At 51.0% G+C, this 17,366-nt stretch carries 13 protein-coding genes; 7 read left to right on the forward strand and 6 right to left on the reverse strand.

Annotated features, from left to right (window positions below; all coding sequences use genetic code 11):
- The 5 genes from OXG87_14375 to OXG87_14395 form a co-directional block, all read right to left on the reverse strand.
- The coding region (locus OXG87_14375; protein ID MCY3870738.1) for a DUF4065 domain-containing protein at positions 1–245 on the reverse strand (245 nt) is incomplete at its 3' end.
- A gap of 136 nt (positions 246–381) precedes the next feature.
- Entirely contained in the window at positions 382–1,653 is a 1,272-nt protein-coding gene (locus tag OXG87_14380; GenBank protein ID MCY3870739.1) for a hypothetical protein, read from the reverse strand.
- A 33-nt stretch (positions 1,654–1,686) separates the two neighbouring features.
- Positions 1,687–2,904, reverse strand: coding sequence for a TIGR03435 family protein (locus OXG87_14385; protein ID MCY3870740.1), 1,218 nt, complete (start codon positions 2,902–2,904; stop codon positions 1,687–1,689).
- Positions 2,905–2,918: 14 nt separating this feature from the next.
- A complete protein-coding gene (locus OXG87_14390; GenBank protein MCY3870741.1) occupies positions 2,919–3,605 on the reverse strand; it encodes a zf-HC2 domain-containing protein in 687 nt (228 codons plus the stop codon).
- Positions 3,595–4,155, reverse strand: coding sequence for a sigma-70 family RNA polymerase sigma factor (locus tag OXG87_14395; protein ID MCY3870742.1), 561 nt, complete (start codon positions 4,153–4,155; stop codon positions 3,595–3,597). Before OXG87_14395 ends, OXG87_14390 begins: the two co-directional genes overlap by 11 nt.
- A gap of 211 nt (positions 4,156–4,366) precedes the next feature.
- Here OXG87_14395 and OXG87_14400 point away from each other — a divergent pair, with 211 nt between their 5' ends.
- From OXG87_14400 to OXG87_14420, 5 genes are all read left to right on the forward strand, one after another.
- Positions 4,367–7,336, forward strand: coding sequence for a hypothetical protein (locus tag OXG87_14400; protein ID MCY3870743.1), 2,970 nt, complete (start codon positions 4,367–4,369; stop codon positions 7,334–7,336).
- 147 nt (positions 7,337–7,483) lie between these two features.
- The gene (locus OXG87_14405) at positions 7,484–8,194 is read left to right on the forward strand and encodes a TIGR02206 family membrane protein (GenBank protein ID MCY3870744.1); all 711 of its coding nucleotides are present in this window, start codon (positions 7,484–7,486) and stop codon (positions 8,192–8,194) included.
- The gene (locus OXG87_14410) at positions 8,191–9,435 is read left to right on the forward strand and encodes a hypothetical protein (GenBank protein ID MCY3870745.1); all 1,245 of its coding nucleotides are present in this window, start codon (positions 8,191–8,193) and stop codon (positions 9,433–9,435) included. The genes OXG87_14405 and OXG87_14410 overlap by 4 nt, the downstream gene beginning before the upstream one ends.
- Positions 9,402–10,715, forward strand: coding sequence for a hypothetical protein (locus OXG87_14415; GenBank protein MCY3870746.1), 1,314 nt, complete (start codon positions 9,402–9,404; stop codon positions 10,713–10,715). The genes OXG87_14410 and OXG87_14415 overlap by 34 nt, the downstream gene beginning before the upstream one ends.
- A gap of 6 nt (positions 10,716–10,721) precedes the next feature.
- Complete coding sequence (locus tag OXG87_14420) at positions 10,722–11,288, forward strand: ATP-binding protein (protein ID MCY3870747.1); 567 nt, start codon at positions 10,722–10,724, stop codon at positions 11,286–11,288.
- Here the strand turns inward: OXG87_14420 and OXG87_14425 are convergent.
- On the reverse strand, positions 11,260–12,756 hold the full coding sequence (locus tag OXG87_14425) for a hypothetical protein (protein ID MCY3870748.1): 1,497 nt from the start codon (positions 12,754–12,756) through the stop codon (positions 11,260–11,262). The two genes, OXG87_14420 and OXG87_14425, sit on opposite strands and share 29 nt — an antisense overlap.
- 360 nt (positions 12,757–13,116) lie before the next feature.
- Between OXG87_14425 and OXG87_14430 the strand changes: the two genes are divergently transcribed.
- Together OXG87_14430 and OXG87_14435 are read left to right on the forward strand one after the other, a co-directional pair.
- Entirely contained in the window at positions 13,117–14,361 is a 1,245-nt protein-coding gene (locus OXG87_14430; protein ID MCY3870749.1) for an ATP-binding protein, read from the forward strand.
- Positions 14,358–17,333: a tetratricopeptide repeat protein gene (locus tag OXG87_14435; protein ID MCY3870750.1), complete on the forward strand. Its 2,976-nt coding sequence runs from the start codon at positions 14,358–14,360 to the stop codon at positions 17,331–17,333. The genes OXG87_14430 and OXG87_14435 overlap by 4 nt, the downstream gene beginning before the upstream one ends.
- Positions 17,334–17,366: the final 33 nt, after the last annotated feature.

Consider the following 17,366-nt stretch of genomic DNA (forward strand, 5'->3'; position numbering starts at 1 on the left):
TCTTTTTTTTTAGTGGTGTCAATAAGATCATACGTATGGCTGGGCGTAGGACCATACAGAAGATTCCTTGGCGTGTCATAAGTTACTGGGCGTCCCCAAAGTTCCAATGCTTTTCTATCCACGAGATAGATCAGCTTGAGAAGTTTATACATGTCAATGCTTTGACCGCCATTATGCTTTATCAACAATGCCGCAACCTGGGCAGCTTTCCGCTCTTTGAATTGAGGCATCTCTATTGTTGACATAAATACCTCCTTTTATTTTTTCTCAAAAAATATAGGGAATTATATACTAAAAAGCGATGGAGAATTTGCTGGTAAAAATAAAAAAATCCCATCCTGTATTCAGGGTGGGATTTTTGTTTATAGTTTTTCTATTGTTTCACATCTCAGTAATTGCAACTCTTTTTTTTAATGTGTCGAGGTCGATTTTTTGGCTGGCGTAGGCTTCAATGTCGCGTTTGGCAACGCGGAAAAGGATGCGGTCGGGGCGTTTAATATCGGTTGTTTTGTCTTTGTGGCCGATTTTGAAGTGGCTCTGTCCGACGAGGTTGGTGTGAACGATGATGGATTCCTCTGGTGAGAGGTCTCGCAAGGTTGGACCGTAGTCGGCGAGGGTTTCAATAATTGAGGTTTTGAATGCTTCGAGTTCGTCATCTCGGTCGGATTCTCGTTTGTACCCATCGTACCAAAACTGATTGTCCTGTTGTGAGATGAGAAAGAGTGCGCCTATGCATTTTTGGTAGAAGCCCGTGCATTGAGTGCCACTCAAGAAGCGGAGATCTGTATCCTTTTTGAGAATATTGGTCAAAATATCGGCCATGATGTCGATTGTTTTGTCGCGTGCTGGCTGCGGTTTGTGCTCGCGAAAGGTGATTTGATCACGGAAAGTTTGTTCGTCAATTTTGCCACGGTTGTGGGCATCAATATCGCGTTTGGTGACGGTGGCTTCGAGGAGGATACGCTTGGGGGTGACAATTTTAATGTGTTTGGAGACTTCCTCTATCTGTTTTTTGGCTTCCTCCATGAAGGCTTTTATTTCAAATTGAATATCACCGCTTCGATCTATTGTGGATTGTTTGATATGTATTTTATCGGCATGGGTGGAGTCGGCATGGACGATAAATTTGACGGAGGAGCTATGTTCTGCTGGGTGCAAGAGAACGGTTACGCGGTTGTCATCTTTAAGTTGTCCAATGGCATTTCCATAGATGCTTAAAAATTCGGTGATTTGTTTTTTTATAACTTCATTTTGATCTTTTGAGGCTGCTGGTTTTTGTTCGATCAGGATTTCTTCTTCATTTTCACTGCTTTTGTCGCGGTTGGCACTAATCACACGTACTCGAATCTCTTTGTCTTCTTCATTTTCACTGCTTTTGTTGCGGTTGGCACTAATCACCTGTACTCGAACCCCTTTGTCGTCACCGTATTTTTGCATCCAGCCGCTGGCAATGAGCAAGACGCCGTGATTTTCGATATAAAGACCCGTGGTGGAAACTTTTTTTTCCTCAAAAAATTGGTCGAGTATGCTTTCCTGAATGGAGAGGTCGCGTTTCATGCGTTTCCAGTCCATGTCGGCGAGGGCTGAAGTGCAAAATGTAACGAGAGCTATTCCTGTAAAGAGGATGGTTTGCACGATTTTTATATGTCTCATTTTGATTTCTCCTTTCGTCCAGGGGTATCTGCATCAATCACTGGCATCATTCACAACCAAAAACTCTATCTCCCGCTGTTCTTTCCGAACTTGTAAACCGAGTTGTTCTTTCAGAGCTGCGAGCACGGAATTGGGATCGTCTTCGTCATAGGTGATTTCCCAGTCGTATTTTCCTTCTATTCCAGTACCATCCTCTACAATACGCTCTAAAACGGACTCCAATGAGTTTGCCAGCATGCTGATTTCACCGTTGATTGTCTTTATCTTACCACGTCCACCGCTTGTCATAGATCCCCCTGAACCCATTACTGAGGGCTTCAATTTTTCTGCGCTGTCTTCTCCAGCCGTGAGTACGAGGACTTCAACAGATTTTTTCTGGTTGGAAACGCGCAACTGTAGCGATGTCGTCAGCGCTTGTTGGAGTAGCAAATCGAACTGGTCTCTCGGCAATTTGGCTGAGATTGTGTACCACGAGTCTAAAAGCGTCTCTGGACCTATAATCCGCGTTTTGGGGACATCGTAAGCCGAGCTTAAAGCCTGGTGCAATGTAATGCCTTCTGCGTCCAATTTTCTGTATCCTTTTGAACTACCTGTACCGAATGACGGCCACTTTCTCTTTTCTGTAGGTGCAATCGATATTTTGAAGATGGGGTCGGTACCTTTGTTTTCGACAGTTTTCGGTTTTGGCAATTTGGGACGCTCTATTTTTTCCCCAGCGATGACCTTTTTAATTATGTCAGATGATAGCCCTACTGGGTGAAGCGATGCGGCGATTATGCCCTCATGGTTGATCAAAAATGTCCGTGGGATTCCCCTGACACCATAAGCTTCAAAGGCTGACCGATCCGTGTCCAGTCCAATCCACGATTTCATTTCTTGCCGTTTCAGAAATGGCGCAATTACGTCTTCACCTTCATCTGTTACTGAGATAAACTGGACTTGCTTGTCGCGAAATTCCTCGCTTAGCTGGTTCAGATGTGGGATCTCTGCCACGCAAGGAGCGCACCAGGTTGCCCAAAATTCCAGGACGACAACTTTGCCCTTTAGTGCCGATAAGCTTTTTTCACTTTCTGGTGCTTGCAGGTATTTTTCAATGTTCAGTTCTGGCGCAGTCTGCCCAATCAGGCTCTGCTTTCCCATTACATTCATAACCAATACTTTGGCTTTCTCAACTGAGCTCTCCTGCGCTATGACACTTGTAGCAAATATCTGAACAATTATTGCGATTTTCAGTAGATGGGAGTTATGCATTGTGGTATCTCCTTTTAATAGGGCTGGTTTACAGGTACGCGCTTAACGGGCATCTGTCGCAAGATGTGGTCGTAGCGGATTTCCTGTGTGTTGTAGAGGATCTGTAGTCCGCGGTCAATGCGCAGGAGGTCCTGTTGGCGCTGGGTTTCGAGTTCGCTTACGAGGCGGATGAAGGTGTTGTTGACTTCATTGCGCTGCTGGTTTTGCGATTCCTGGACGAGGCGATTGGTGTAGTTGATTAGATTTTGTTGATGGATGATAAATTCGCCGAGGGTGATGGGGGCGTCTAATGAGGCGTCTTTAGAGGTGTCGGTGATGGCGATTTGTTCAGGTGAGTCGCTGGATCGCAGGCCGATAGAGGTGTGGAATGCGCCGTCTCGTATGGCAAATTCGATGTTGAGAAAGGTGAAGATGAGGATTGCGGCAATGGCTACGCCTGCAGTTGCCCAGGTTTTGGGGTATCGCCTGGGGAGCAGGTTTTGCCAGAGGGATTGGCGATCCTGTACGAAGACGAGGTCCAGGTTGGGTTTTTCGTCGCCCCAGGCATTGAGGATGCGGGATGTGCTGCCCAGTTCTTCAAGGGTTTGGCTGCAGGATGGGCAGGTTTCGATGTGAATTTTGAGGCGTTCACGCGCTTCTGGACGGATGTCTTCGTCGTAGAGGTAGGCGATGAGTTGTTCGCGGGTGATGTCACAGTTCATAACGCACCATGTCCTCGCTGATGTGCCAGCGGTCAAAAATTTTTTTGAGGGCAGAGAGGCCGTAATACATTCTGGATTTGACCGTGTTGATGGGCACTTTGAGTGTTTCGGCAATTTCGGTGAATTTTAGTCCCTGATATTCTTTCATGATGATGACGACGCGCTGTTCTTCGGGCAAGTTTTGCAGTGCGCGATTGAGCAGGTCCCGAACGCTTTGTTCGTGAACCATCGCGTCTGGAGGCGTTGTTGTGTCTGCTATGGGGGTGTCGAGTGTGTCGAGGGAGATGAGGCTGCGACGGCGACCAGCGTCTCGGCAGGCGTTGAGTGCGATTTGATAGATCCACGAGGTGAATTTGTCGGGGTCGCGCAGACGCCGCATGTTTTTGTACGCGCGGATAAAGGTTTGCTGGCACAGGTCGCGCGCGTCGTCTCGGTTGCCCACATAGCGCAGGACAAAGTTGTAGATCGGGCACTCCCAGCGTTTGACCAGGGTGTTAAAGGCCGCGATTTGCCCGGCTCGGAACTGGGCAATCAATTCCGCATCGTTCATTAATTAAGAGACCGTGTTTGGGGTTCTGTGTGTTGGTTCACCTTTCAAGACGTTTGGTTGGGGTGAAAAGTTTTAATGATGATTGAATTTTTTCATATTTTGAGGGAAAGTTTGTCATCGCGTTGAGGTGTTGTAGGGGACGGTCCCCGTGCCGTCCCGTCATCGCGGCATGGTGTTAGCAGCGACCCAGAAAGTTCCACAGAGGTATTATATGCAAATTTTAATTCTATTCATAGCTTTTGCGAGCACAGCGAGTTTTGCGGGCGCCGATGAGTTGAAGAACTATTTGTTCGATATGGGTGCTGCAGATTCAAAGGTGGCATCGGGCTATATACGGGTGACGCCAGATGATGTCTATACAGCCGAACGAGGGTATGGGTTTACCTCGCGGGTTTCCGGTGCGATTGAAGCTGCCGAGGCGTTTTCCTGGTTTGGCGCATTGTTGACGGATGGTGTTGGTGGGCGTTACGGGCGTCGGGATTATGCGCGAGAGGGTCTGGTGTTTCGGGTGGATGTGCCAGCGGGGTATTATATGGCTGAGGTCGGTGTGCCCGATGGTCCAGATGCGCGGTCGCTACAGGTTTATGTGAATGGCGTTTTTGCAGCGCGTACCAGGGATAACCCGATGCGTCAGAGGGGATGGGATCAAACACCGCCGGAACAGTTGCGTTTTCCGGTGTCCGTGTCGGGAGATTCTGTGCTGATTCGCATTGAGGGTGTGGGAAGTGGCAAGCTCTATGAGTCGCAGCGGGTGGGGTTGATGTCCGTGGCATTGCGCCCCAGCTATCCCCATTTGTTTCAACGGGTGGGTGGTCGTTTAGAGGCAGTTGATTCCGTTTTTGCATTAGAACCCGATTTGCAACAGGGGATTGCCCGGTATGATCGCGGGGATTTTGAGGGTGCTGCGTCGGCTTTTCGAAAGGCGGATGTTGCACCATTAGTGAAAGCTGAGCTTTTGTTGTGGACGGCAGGCCATGTGTCTTGTCCGCATCACCGAGATTTAATAGAGGAGGCTCTGGATTTATTAAAAAGAGATACTGATGTTCGCTCTCAAAATCGCGTGCGGGATGTTTTTACCTATTTAGAGGGTCTGGATCGGGTTGAAGCGCGCAATTGGAGTTGGGCAAGAGAGAAGTTTGGGATGGGCCAGAGTGGCCGTCTGTGGTATGCACAAGTGCATCTTCGCCTGGTTGCGGGCGATCCCGGAGATCCTCTGCGATTTCGCGCGTTATATGCTCTGGGTCAGGTGTATTTCGGGTATTTTATGGAACTGCATGATGTGCGTTTTGTCGAGGCGTCGGATGAAATTTTTTTGGAGCTTCGAGAGGCATTTTTAGAAGATCAGATGATTCGCATGTATTTGGGCGAGCGTTTTGCTTATGACGATCCCAGATATACCGAAGGCGCAGAGGATGCGCCGGTCTGGGCGGCAAAACAGCGCGAGGCACTCAAGCGGCTGCTCGATGTGATTCATTACTGGACGGATGAGCGGCAGGCTGAAAATGGCGAGATGGGTGGGCATTACGAAGACGATTGTGAGATGTTTCGGCATTGGCAGCCCGCTCTTTTTGCGGCAGATGATGCTCGAGCGATCAGGGCAATACGACGTATGGCCGATGGCGTTTGGAATAGCGATTTGATTGCGGATGGGTACAGCAAACGCGCGTATGATGTGGAGCATTCTTCAGAGCTGATTTCCGATACGCATCCGATTCTTCTGGCAGCGGAATACGGGAATCCAGAGTACGTGGAACGCGCGATGGCAACGGCGCGGGTGATGCGCGATGTGTGGGTGGGTAAGACCGAGCTGGGCAATTTGCATTTTAAGTCGATGCGTATTGGGGCGCACGAGGTGGATGAACGGGCGCCGTATAATGTGGATGTGCCGTATAATGCGCGGGCGGTGAAACCGATTCGCTGGTTGGCCTGGTACAATCGACATCCCGAGGCTGTGCGTCTGATTTCCGAGTGGGGAAAAAGCTGGGTTGAGGCGATTTCGCGAGAGGCAGATGGAAAGCCCGCAGGGGTGATTCCGGCGGCGATTACGTTTCCGGAGAATAAGCTGGGTGGTCCGGGTGATACGTGGTATGATACGGGTATGGGATGGCTTTATTCTTTTCCGAGTGCTTCGGGAATGATTTACGATCATCTTCTGGCTGTTTGGTGGATTACGGGAGATGAGGCTTTTTTGCAGCCGCACCGCGATGGGCTGGCGATTCTCGAAAATTTGGATGATCTGCCCGCAGATGCCGAGGTCGGTTCTCGTGCCTGGGCTTTGCGCCGGGTGCTGAATCCGGGACGCTTTTCGAGCTATCGGTTGCTTACAGGTGATGCGCGATACGATGCCCTGTTTCGAGAGGGTGGGTCAAGTTATTTGCGATGGCGATTGACGGGAGATGTGTCGTATCTAATTTCGGGTTGCGAGCATAGTATTAATAGTATGCGGATTAACCGCTCGTTTCTGACTTCGGAAGTTTATTTTACGGATCGCGTGTTTGTGCGCGGGGCTGAGCATTTGCTGGCGATGTACACAGGTGATGTGACCCGGGCAGGCGATTTTCCGAGTTTTGCCGTGACGTGGAAGAATACGGGTGCTGATTTTGCCGCGCTGGTGACAGAGAGTAGCGATAGGGCGCTGCGTATGTTGGTCTATAATTTTGAGGCTGAGGAGAAGACAGTGGGTATGCGTCTGTGGCGTTTGAAGGATGGGGTTTATTCGGTTGTCGGCAAACAGATGGGGCAGGCAGATGTTTTTCGACGGGATGGGGTGCGTGTCCGACGGGGAACAGAGGTTGCGGTTGATTTGCCCTCACGAGTGTTGATGCGAATTTCGATTGATCTTACAGGTGAGGTTCAAGAGGTGGCTGAGTATTTACCAGATGCCGGCATTTCCGCGCGCGATGTGGTGGTGGATGGCGATCGTGTACGGGTGACGGTACACAATATTGGCACTGTGGATGTTGAAAGTTTAACGGTTGCTCTGTACGGTGGTGAGAAGGCGCTGGATCGCAGGGTAATTCAGAATTTGGAAGCGCCTCTGGATTTGTTGCCGAGAGCGAAACAGGTCGTGTTTTCCATTGGTTCTGATATGCTGGATTCCATTACCGTGGTTCTTGATCCCGAGGAGAAGTTGGAAGAGATTACGCGGGTGAATAATCGGGTGACTGTGGCTGTGAAATAGAAGGTTTTGGTTGTCATCGCGTTGAGGTGTTGTAGGGGACGGTCCCCGTGCCGTCCCGTTGTTTTAAGGGTTGTCATCGCGGCATGATGTTGAGCCGCGATCCAGAAGGTTTGCCATTGGTTTTGTTTGTTATCGCATGGAGAAATGATGCCTTTAAGCGAGTTCGAGTTTTTCGGTTTTGCCCATGTTGCCGCGATGGTTGTGATACTCGCTGTGCCGATTATTTTGACTCTTATTGTTAAGTGGCTCAATTCGGAGAGGGCGACTCAGGCGATCTGCTATGGGTTTGCGGGTGTGATTGCGCTCAACGAGGTGCTGAACTGGAGCTATCGATTGGCGACGGTTGGAGTGCATGAGTTTGTGCGGGAGTATATGCCGTTGCATGTGTGTGGGATTACTGTTTTCGCTGCTGTGGTTATGCTCATTTTACGACGACAGACAGCTTACGAGATTACCTATTTCTGGGGACTTGTCGGCGCGACCAATGCGGTTGTGACGCCTCAGCTTGAGTTCGGCTATCCGCAGTATCGCTTTTTTCAATATTTTATCGCGCATGGCGGTATTGTGGCTGCTGCGCTGTTCGCCACATGGGGCCTGGGTATGCGGCCGACAGGCAGATCGGTTTTGCGCGTTTTTGTTTTGCTGAATCTTCTGGCGATTGTTTTGATCGGCGTCAATTTGATGCTGGGGAGCAATTATATGTTTCTCTGTCAACCGCCTGATACAAAATCGCCTTTTTTCTTTTTGCCGTGGCCGTGGTATCTCTTATTTCTCGATGGCATAGCACTGGTGTTATTTTATGTGCTTTTTATTCCGTTCGCGAGGAGAAAGTTATACGCTTCAAATTCGTCGAGATGATAGATCAATGCGCAAAATGCCTGATTCTCCTGATGCTCGTGGGCGCGAGTGCGTGTTTTGCGGCGACGCCTTTTACACCTCGTTACCCGGATCCCGTGCATGAGTCCTGGCGCTGGCGATTTTTTTCAGAGTTGAAGGGGCAGGGGGTGTCGTGTTTGGCGCAGGATGGGGATGGCAATTTTTTGTTTGGGACGGATGATGGTATTTATCGTTACGATGGGATGAGTTGGCATCTCTTTCCATTTGATGAGGGGATGGTTGGGGCGCAGATCAACGCGCTTTATGTCGCTCGGGACGGCGGTGTTTATGTGGGATCTGACCGGGGTATTGGTCGTTTTGAGGACGGGGTATGGGAACGGGTTTTTCCATCTGAGGGAGAATGGAATACCTGGGATTTGATGGAGGCAAAAGATGGGAGCTTGTGGACGGGTACGGAATGGGGTGCGCTCAAGTTGACGCCGGAAGGAACAAGGCTGTATGTGGCTGCGGAGGATACAACGGGTATTCGGGAGATGGTGTCAGATGCTGTGACTTTTGTTGTGGTTCCTTTGGACAATCGGAGGCTGGCGGTTTATGATGTGTGCGAAGGGTCCGACGGAGCGATCTGGTTTGGGATGTACGACGGCGATTTGATTCGTTTTGATTTTGCATCGGGCTATCGGCGTTTCAGTGGGGAAGATGGGATCGATCAGGGGATGTATCCGAGGATCTGTGTGACAGCGGATGGCGTTGTTTGGGTCGTGTATGGTGACAATAGCAAGCGCGTCAACCGGTTTGATGGCGAGAAGTGGGAGGCTCTCGAAGTTGGTGGTCTGGGTCGCGATCACCATTATACGTCTATTCTGGAGAGTGGGGATGGGACGCTCTGGATTGGCGGTAGCCGTTTGATTGCCCATAAGGATGGTGTGTGGCGCGTCTATGATTCGAGCGTGTCTTCGCATCACATGGGACTCCACGAAGCCACGGACGGTGCGTTCTGGATGGTGAGAAGGGGCGAGGAGGCTGTGCGTCTGGATTTGAGTGAGAACCAGACGCAGACTTATGAGGGTCTCATTTTTCAGTGCGATGCGCCAGATGGAGCACAGTGGTTTATATCGCAGGATAACGGTGTTGTGCGCTATGACGGGCAGGGGTGGACGCGGTTTGGCATGGCGGATGGCTTGATGGATACGCCGAGTAAGCTGATTGTGACGCGAGATGGCGCGCTTTGGATGAGCAGGTCGCGGCTACAGCGCGATTAGATGGCTCTGAATGGATTCTTAAACGCCACCCTCAGCTTTCCTGGGGTATTGATCCGCGTGCGGTTTACGAAGCGTTTGATGGCTCTTTGTGGTTTGCCGCGGCTGTGGATTGGTGGTTATATGATTTTCTCGGTGGGGTCGTGGTTTTCGATGGGACGAGTTGGACACATCACCCTGTTCCGAGTATGACGCATTATGCGCGTGGGATCGGACAGAGTTCTGATGGAATTTTGTGGTTTGGTGGGCAATTGTTCGGTTTTGATGGGGTGCGGAGAGTGCAGTTCACGGGTCCAGAGTTGTTGGCAGAAGATTTTGTTGATGCCGTTTATACGACGCCACGGGGAGACCTGTGGTTGGGTTCCCGAACTTATGGGGTGTTTCGGTATAATGGGACGGAGTGGCAGCGGTTCGATTATGGAGACGGGCTGGCGGACAATAGTGTACAAAGCATTTTCCAGGATCGGGACGGTGCGATCTGGGTGGGGACAGCAGAGGGTGTCAGCCGGTTTGATGGGCGCACATGGTTAACACAGGCTTTGCCTTCCGAATTTCCGCGCGCAGAGTTTTATGATCCGATTCTTCAGTCTGGAGACGGAACGATCTGGCTCAATTCTGTATCTGATGTAGATACCTGGCTCAAAAGGTCAGCACCTCGGGGTATAGCATCATCCTGTACCTTGCGTACTATTCGATATGTGCCAGAGACCGATCCACCTGAGACCCTGATGACCCTTGCTCCGGATGAGGTGCCCGAGGATGGAAAGATAACTTTCGCCTGGTCAGGGACAGATCTCTGGCGAAGTACTTTGAGCGAAGATTTGCAATACGCCTATCGTTTGGACGGTGGGGAGTGGTCGCCTTATGGCGGGGATACGGTCCGATCTTTTGAGGATCTGGATGTGGGGACGCATACGATTGAGGTTAAAGCGCGCGATCTGGCGTTTAACGAAGATCCTGTGCCGTCGCTGGTGCAGTTCAATGTTGTTCCGATGGTGTGGCGCCGTCCGTGGTTTATTGGGTTGATTTCAGGGTTTGTGAGCCTTACGGGGTATCTGGTTTCGCGGATTATTGTCAGGGATCGGAGGTTGCAGCAAGCAAATGAAGATCTTGCATCTGCTAATGAGACGCAGCTTTTGCAGTCCGCGCGTCTGGTGTCGCTGGGGCAGATGGTTGCTGGTGTGGCACATGAACTGAACCAGCCGCTGACTGTTGTCGAGACAACTACCGGGGATATTTGTTTGCGGCTGGTGGAGGGGGTGCAGCTTGAGACGGACCAGTAGAGGGAGATGATGGAGGATGTTCGAGGGGTGGTGGATCGGAAAGCAGGGACAGTCGATCAATTGCGGGTGTATTCGCGCGATGAATCCGAGGAGCCGCGCCAGGCGATGGATGTGAATGAGGTGATTGCGAGTAGTCTGAAGTTGATGGGTTCACAACTCGAGAATCACGGGGTTGATCTGGTGCTGGATCTTTCTGATGGGCTTCCAGTCGTGTGGGGACATCCGCATCCGCTCGAGCAGGTGGTTCTCAATTTGCTGTCCAATGCCCGGGATGCAGTGGATGAGCGGGCTGAGGTGGAGGGGGTGGGTTATGATAAGCGGATCTGGATCCGAACGCGCGTTGAGGGCGATGTGGTTGTTCTTGATGTGGAGGATAATGGGGTTGGGATGGATGAGGCGATCCGGCAACGTCTTTTTGAGCCTTTTTTTACGACTAAGGATGCAAACCGGGGTACGGGTTTGGGGTTGTCGATTATTTATGCCATTGTTCGCAGTCACGATGGGGAGATTACTGTGGAGAGTGAACAGGGCATAGGGACGACGTTTAAGGTGGTGTTGCCGGTGGTGGCGTAGTAGGGGTTTCTATATAGGACGCATAGGCTGATCGCACGATTTCCTCGGATAGCTTGCCGCGAATAGAATACGTGCGGCGACGTGCCCAGTATCTCGCCCACCGTTCGTCGCTGGCTATCCAATTATCCCAATAGAAGACACCATTTACTATCCCGGGATACTGAGTCATGGTGTTGATTAATGCCTTATAGATGTTGGCCTGGGTTTCTCGCCCGTCATCCCGCCCATTGCCATTCCAGTCGGTAAATACGAATCGCCGGTTTTGCGCTGAGGTATCACCTGGTTTTTGAGATGTTTCAATCACATCCATAGCACCGTATTCGGTAAATACAATGGGTCGGTCGGGATTTCTGTCCGCAAGAGGTACAAGCAGGTTTTGGAATATCTGTCTGTAACGCGCCTGGAAATGTTCGACGCTCAGTACTGTTGAGGGACGCGAGTCCGTCAGTGGAAACCACGCACTGATTCCAAGGATGTCGAGATCCAGATCTTCCCATAGATGACCTGCGCCCGATCCCGGTCCGTAAAAGTGGGATGCTGCGAGTACGTCATAGTGCATGTCATAGGTTAGCAGGCCACTGTACACGGCACGCACACTTTGCACCATTGATCTGAGTTCTCGACCAAAATCATTGGTCATATAACCTCCTGAACGGGTGCGAAAGAGCCGGTCAGTCTCCGTGCCCAACGAGTATAAACGCACGCCCACCTCCTCTGCAATTCTGGCAAAATGTACGGCCTGTTGCGTATAGGTTGACCAGAACTCGGCGGCCAGGCCGCCCAGGGTTCGCAGCTCCCGACGCCAGGGCCAGTATTGGGGCAATATCAACCCATAGATATTCGGATTATCAGGCGGAACGCCGCCAGGTGCCGGGTCTCCGAGTTGCCACCTTCGTACCGGGTGTGCGGCGGTTTCAGCCTCATAGGCTTCGAATGCCAGGGTCAGATAGACGTCAATCCCGTGATTTCTAAATTCTCGGATCAATTGTCTGAGTGCTTCATCTGAAAAAGTGGGAATATCGACATTTGATGCGTACACGCGCTCGATCGTGCTGTCCATGCTGTCGTCGTAATGCAGCGCAACGGATAGGCCGATCCAGTTTATATGCAGGCTCTTTAGCCATTGGATATAGTCCAGAGGGATGAGCGTTCCGATCCTTCCAGCGGCTTCCCATTGATCTACAACATAGCCGGTATCTCCCCAATTGCCCGCAGCATGAATGGCGCGTAGTGGAAAGTCTATCATCCTGCCTATCGTCTGGGGCACTGTTTTGCCAAAGTCGCTGGCAAAGATCAGAAAGTCTGAAAATGCAATCGCGCCATCGCCATCCAGGTCGAATCGGTCTTCATACATCTCATCACCGCGACTCGTCCCGAAGTGTTCGATAAATAGCAAAAAGTCTGGAAGATCCACAACGCCGTTTCCGTCAAAGTCGGGGAGAGGACTGGATTGTGATGCGTGTGCCATAGGTAGCCAGGTCCATAGACAGCTTGTAACGACCACAAGCAGGATACAGAAATGCTTCATACTGCACCTTTCTGTGCGTTGTTGAAAAGAACACGAGTCCAAAATATATTTTCAGGCGCGATAGGTAAAGCGTATTTGACCTGTTTTATTGAGAAAAGCCCAAGGGTCTATAGAAGGCCATTGGGCTTTTGTGTGGTTTGTTCTCATTATTTTCGTGCCATATACCAATTATATATAATGGTTTACATCAATTTTTATTTATACGACAATTTTGTTGACGACGGTTTTGTTGTTTTATATATTTATACGACAATTTTGTTGACGACAATTCTGTCGTATAAAAAAAGAAAGCGAGGAACAATGAATTCATCGACTGGCCGTTGGGTAAGCGACGACGACTTTTTTAATCGCGAACGCGAGTTGCGGATACTGAAGACACGGGTTCGTGACGGCAATCACATATTGCTTACAGGACAGCGGCGTATGGGAAAGACCAGTATTGCCCGAGAACTCGGGCGACGGCTTGAAGCTGAGGATTGGATTTTTCTCTTCGCTGATGTCGAGGGGGCGACCTGTGTGGAGGACGCAGTCGCAGACATAGCACAGGCCGTGCATCCCATTCGTCCCATTGCGTCTCGTTTTGCTATCGAGATGAAACGCTGGTTGGATGATAACATTGAGGAAATCAACGCGTACGAATTTCGCGTCAAAATTCGTGCTGGTCTGGATGCAGGAAGCTGGCGTCGTTACGGGGAACAACTGCTTCGCGATTGCGCTATGCAGGACAAGCCAGTGCTCCTCGTCATTGACGAGCTACCGATTCTTCTCAAGCGAATGCTTAATGGTGACGACGGTGTCAGACAAGTCGATGAGTTTCTGAGCTGGTTGCGCGGCGTGCTTCAAGATATCGGGAATGGGTCTCTGGTCCTCATCGTATCCGGCAGCATTGGGCTTACCCCTCTGGTAAATCGGCTAGGCATACCCGATCGCATTAATCATCTCTATCCTTTTCGCCTGGGACCGTGGGACCGCAACACCAGTATTGATTGTTTCCAAAGTCTCGCGGAGAGCTACAAATTACAAGTTGAGGACGACGTGGCAAACGCGGTGTATGACGCACTCGGCGTTGGTATCCCGCACCATGTACAGTCCTTTTTTGCACGATTGAGGGACCACGCTATCATGCAAGGGCAGGACCGGGTGACAGTAGAAGATGTCGAGGAGGTCTATCGCACGGGGCTTCTCGGTCCTTCCGGACAGAACGATCTCGTACACTACGAAACGCGTCTCAAAGAGGCATTAGAAGATGATAGCCATACCATCGCTATGGAGATTCTCGCCGAGGCAGCCACCCAGGGAGTGTTCACACCAGGAGCGCGGCGTTGCCTCGAAAGGCTATACGCCAGGGTGGTTGACGATGCACAGGGGCGCATCGCATATACACTCGAAATTCTGATACATGACGGCTATCTCGAAGATGGGGAAGATGGTTATCGCTTTCCGTCGCGCCTGCTGAAGGACTGGTGGTCGGCGCGTTTCCGCGATCATCACATTCCCCTCGAAAACCGCCGTTCTGACGATAAATCATTGGGAGACAGGCAATGAACAAGTCCGATCAACGAATTCGCAAGTTCAATCCGGGGACATTTCTATCTGACGAGGAGGTGATCGAGCAGTTCGTGGTGAGAAAACACGAACTCAGTATCGCGCTTGAGGTGCTGCGCGGGAATATCGATTCACCATCCTGCCAGCATGTTCTGGTGGTCGCGCCTCGGGGGCGGGGAAAAACCATGTTGCTCGCGCGCGTCGCGGCGGAATTGAACACTGATGACGGGCTCTCCGAATGTCTTTTACCAGTTCGGTTTATGGAAGAGAGTCACGAGGTGCTCAATATCGCGGATTTCTGGCTCGAAACCCTGTTCCACCTTGCGCGCGAGAGCGTCAGGCACGATCCCGTACTCGCACAGGAACTGCGAGAGACGCACGCCGATCTGAGAGATCGCTGGCGCGAAAAGGAACTCGCAGATCGCGTCTTTGCTGCTGTCCTGGATGCATCGGACCGGCTGGGCAAAAAACTCGTTCTCATGGTCGAAAATCTACAGTCAATTGGCGAGAACGTGGATGACGATTTCGGCTGGCAGCTACGCGGCGCATTGCAATCAGAGCCTCAGATCATGTTGCTCGCCACCGCCACGAGTCGCTTCAAGGGTCTGGACGACGCAGAACAGCCGTTCTTCGAGCAGTTCCGAATACTGGATCTGGAACCATTAAATACCGAAGAATGCCGTCGTCTGTGGCAGGTTGTCACCGGCGACGAGGTGAGCGACCATGGGATCAGACCTCTCGAGATTCTGACCGGAGGTAGTCCTCGCCTTCTGGTCATAGTCGGCGAGTTTGCGCAGCATCGGTCGTTGGGCCAGTTGATGGAAGAACTGGTGACATTGATTGACGACCATACCGAGTATTTTCGCAGTCACCTGGAGGTCCTGGCCAGTGTCGAACGTCGCGTGTATCTCGCGGTGATTGATCTTTGGCAACCGTCGAACGCGGGCGAGATCGCGGTACGGGCGCGCAAGGACATTCGAACCGTGTCAACACTACTCCGCCGCCTCGCCAACAGGGGTGCGGTCATCGTGGAAGGGACTGGCAGGAAACGAATGTATGTTGCCTCGGAACGTCTCTATAGCATCTATTACAAACTGCGACGCGAACGCGATGAGGCGGCGGTTGTAGCAAATCTAATCTATTTTATGGCAGTGTTCTATAGCGAAGCGGAACTGGTAGAGATGTCCGATGAGCTGATTGCGGAGGCGGCGCGATTACCGGTGATTCGCGAGGGTTTTGAACGGGCAATCGCCGAACAGCCGCAAGTCGGCAGTGTGTTCTCTAACATAGTGAGGCCAAGTATTGATCAGGCATCTGACCTCGCTACGTCAATTGATAATAAGAGTTTAGAACAACTGTTAGAAGAGATTAATACAGCGTTCAACGAGGAAGCATTCGAGAAGGTTATCGAGATAGTGGATCAAGCTTTTGCTGCTTGGAGCGCAAATTGGCCTCAAGTGCCAGAACCATTGATCGCTATGGGATTTCTTAACAAGGCATTAGCACACGGGGAACTCGGCGAGTTTGCGGCTGCAATTTCTGCCTACGACGAGGTGATCGCCCGCCTTGGAGACAGTGATATACCCGATCTCCAAGAGCGTGTCGCTTGGGCATTGTTCAGAAAGGGAAATGTGCAAAGACAACTCGGCGAGTTCGCGGCTACGGTTGCTGCCTACAACGAAGTGGTCGTACGCTTTGGTGACAGCGATGTACCTGCTCTTCAAGTTCTGGTCGCTTGGGCATTGTGCGACAAGGGAGATACTCACGAGGAACTCGGTGAGTTTGCAGCTGCGCTTTCTGCCTACGACGAACTAATTAAGCGTTTTGGCGACAATGATGCACCTACTCTTCAAGAGCATGTTGCTTGGGCGTTGTGCAAAAAGGGAGATATGCAAGGACGACTCGGCGAGTTTATATCGGCGATTGCGACTTATGATGAAGTGGTCGCCCGCTTTGGCGATAGTGACGCACTCTATCTCCAGGAGCGTGTTGCCTGGACATTGTGCGCCAAGGGAGATGTGCAAGCGCAACTCGACGAGTTCGCAACTGCGTTAATAACTTATGATGAAGTGATCGCACATTTTGATGACAGTGATGCACCTGCTCTTCAGGTTCCTGTCGCTCGGGCATTGTGCGGCAAGGGAAATATGCAAGTACAATTGGGCGAGTTAGCAGCTGGGGTAACGATTTATGATGAAGTGATCGCCCGCTTTGGTGACAGCGATATAATTGATCTCCAAGAGCGAGTCGCCTGGGTATTATGCAAAAAGGGAGATGTGCAAAGCCGACTTGGCGAGTTTACGTCGGCGGTAGCGTGTTATGATGAAGTGATCACACGCTTTGGTGACAGCGAGGCTCTCATGCTTCAGGAGCGTGTTGCTTGGGCATGGTCCGGCAAGGGAGATGTGCAAGGACGACTCGGCGAGTTTGTGGCTGCGATTTCTGCCTATGACGAAGCGGTCGCTCTCTTGGGTGATAGTGATGCACCCGATCACCAGGTTCCGGTCAACTGGACATTGTTCAAAAAGGGTATGAGACAAATCCAGATGGGCCGTGCGAAAGAAGCTCTACGCACCTGTGAAGAGATTGAAAGAAGACTCGATGCCTTGACCGGCAATGAGAAGATTGAGTTTTCATGGCGCACAAAGTGTCTGCAGGTTTTGGCGCTGATGGTCCAGAAAAAACGTCGGGCTGCCGTGGACATGTTCCGGTCTGCGTATGCTGTGTTCGTACCTGACAACGAAACGATAATGCACGAGATGTTACATTTTGTGCCTGAGTTGATTGCACAGGGTGTTTCGGAGCGTGACCTTATTGAGATTCTGTCCAGCGACAAGGAGAAATTGGACGCATTAGTACCTCTCATAGTTGCTCTGCTACAGCGTGCTGGCGAGGTGGTTCGCGCGCCTGTGGAAGTCCTTGAGGTCGCGAAGGATATCAATAAGGATATTGACGCGAAAATGGCGAGTTGAGATGGGTGGTTGGCAGGTTTTACATATCAGAAG

Source organism: Gemmatimonadota bacterium (assembly GCA_026706845.1).
GTDB lineage: Bacteria > Latescibacterota > UBA2968 > UBA2968 > UBA2968 > VXRD01.